The 2,509-nt window shown below is 66.8% G+C and carries 1 protein-coding gene; it reads right to left on the reverse strand.

The window, feature by feature from the left end; translation table 11 throughout:
- Window positions 1-16 precede the first annotated feature (16 nt).
- On the reverse strand, window positions 17-2,230 hold the full coding sequence (yccS, locus tag J7360_RS18130) for a YccS family putative transporter (RefSeq protein WP_057658706.1): 2,214 nt from the start codon (window positions 2,228-2,230) through the stop codon (window positions 17-19).
- Window positions 2,231-2,509: the final 279 nt, after the last annotated feature.

Genomic DNA, 2,509 nt, shown 5'->3' on the forward strand with positions numbered 1-2,509 from the left:
GTTGTTCAGACCTTCCCTAGGCCTTGGTCGTCGCCAGACGCGGCGCGTTCTCTGCCGGCGCCGTGGTCACCGCCAGTGCTGCAGCGCGCAACTTGGGCAGCAGGCGCAGCGTCAATGCCAGCTGGTCGCGCACCAGGCGTTGCTTGGGCGGTAGTTGCACCGGATGGTGTTCCAGCGCTTCGGCGGTGGCCAGTTCTTCGCTTTCGTCGTGCGCCGGCAGCGGTTGGCGCTGGCCAAGGGCGCTGGCGATCTCGCTCAGTGCGCGCTGCAGATACTCGCCGGCCTGCGCGATGGTGGCATCGTGTTCGCCCTCCAGCGCGGCGCGGTGCGCGCCCAGTGCCGACAGATAGCCGAGCAAGGTGTTGGACAGCGCCAGGAAGCGAAAACCCGCATCCAGATTGCGCCGATAGCGGCCGGGTTCGCGCAGCATGTTGGATAACGCCACCGACAACGCGGCATCGGCGTTGTGCATGTCGCGGCGCGCAATGCGGTAGGGCAGGTCGTCGCGCTTGCCGCTGGCGTACTGTTCCAGCACCTGGGCCAGATAACGCGCGCAGCTGGCCAGCACCGTGGCCATCACCTGGTTCAGCCGGCGGCCCTGCCAGTCCGGCAGGATCAGGAACGAGGCGGCCGCAGCAATGGCGCAACCGATCAGGGTGTCGATCAGGCGTGGCCAGATCAGCACGAAGCCATCGCCCAGCAGGTTGAAGCAGAACAGCGCCATCACCGTGATGCCGGCGGTGGCCAGCATGTAGCGATCGGTGCGGGTGATGAAGAACACCAGCGCGGCGGCCAGCGCCAGCAGCAGTTGCACCTCGGTGCCGGGGAACAGCTGCATCAGCGCCCAGGTGGCGACCAGGCCGATCAAGGTGCCGGCAATGCGCTGCACCAGCCGCAAGCGCGTGGCGCCGTAATTGGGCCGGCACACGAATGCAGTGGTGAGCAGGATCCAGTACCCGTTGTCGGCATGGATGGATTGCATGATGGCGTAGCCCACCAGCAGCGCGATGGCCATGCGCAGACCATGGCGGAACAGCACCGAGCCGGGCGTGAGTTGCTGCACCAGCCGCGCGCCCATTTCGCGCAAGGTGTGCGGCGAGGAATCGCGCAGCCGGGTGTCGAGGTTGTCGCTGGTGGAATCGGATTGCGCCGCTTCGGACAACCTGCGTTCGATGCTTTGCAGGTTGGTCACCAGCAGTTCCAGCGCGCCGAGCAGGCGGGCCAGTGCGGGGTCGGCGCGCGCGTGCAGATAATCCAGCGATTGGCGCAGGTCTTCGGTGGCCAGGCGGCTGCTGTCGCCATAATCGAACGGATGGCGCAGGCGAATCGCCTCGCCCAACGCCGCGCACGCCTTGCCTTGCAGGGCGAGCAGGCGCTGGCAGCGATACAGCACGTCGCTGTGGAAGAACGCCTCGGTGAGCGCCTCGTAGGGATAGTGCGAGGAGCTGGCGCGCTCATGGAAGTCCTGCGCCATGTAATACAGGCGGAAATACAGGCCCGATTGCACGCCCGGCCGCCCCGAACGGCCGAAGCGGCTCATGATGGCGGTCTTGGCCGCATTGAGCGCGCCGACCACCTTGGCGTTCTGTTCGGCCAAGGCCAGCCGGCGTGCATGCAGGTCGCTCTGGCGTACCGGTTCGAACAGATCGGCCTTGAGCTTGAGGTAGCGGCCCAATTCGAAAAACAGCCGCGACAGCCGCTCGCGCACCGGGCGATTGGCGAACAGGATGGTCCACAGGATCGACAGCACGCCGTACCAGGTGGCGCCGATCAGCAGCAGCGCCGCGCCGTGCCAGGCGATCAGCGGATCGCGGCTGCCATGCTGGTCCATGCCGATCATGGCGTAGATCGACAAGGCCACCGTGGCCTGCGCGATGGAGGCATAGCGCTCGCCCAGCGCACCGAGCAGGGTCAGCGAGAAGGTGACCAACGCCATGCCCAGCACGAACGGCAGCGGGTACGGAAACAGCACCACCACTGCGGCGGCTGCGGCGGCGAAACACAACAGCGAGAGCAGCACCGATTTGATGCGACCCAGCCAGTTGTCGTCGGTTTCGGCAATGGCGCTGGCAATGGCGCCCAGAAACAGCGCCGGCACCGCAGTGAGCTGTTGCCAGTGCCAGCACACGCCCATCGCCACCGCCAGCGCGATGAACACACGCAGGCCATAGCTGGCCTTTTCATGGGCCCACAAACGGCTGAGGCGGGTCTCGAAGGAGGGAGTGGCCACAGTCTCTACAAGGCAGGGAGCCCGGGCATTATTGCCGCAGCCACGCGCCACCGGGGTGGACGGCGGCTAGTTCTTTGTCAGTAGCCGGCATGTGTGCGGACTGAGCGGAGTGCACGATTGCGCCGCAGCCCGCAGCCCGCAGCCCGCAGCCCGCGCCTGCGCGCTTGAACAGCGGCTTGTCGGCGACTACCGCGAGCTGTTGCTCTGTTCGGCCGATACCAGTGGATGTCCGAACTTGCCCCCATCCGCCCTTCGGGCACCTTCCCCCGCCGGCGGGGG

The organism is Xanthomonas sp. D-99 (assembly GCF_017746145.1).
GTDB lineage: Bacteria > Pseudomonadota > Gammaproteobacteria > Xanthomonadales > Xanthomonadaceae > Xanthomonas > Xanthomonas cissicola.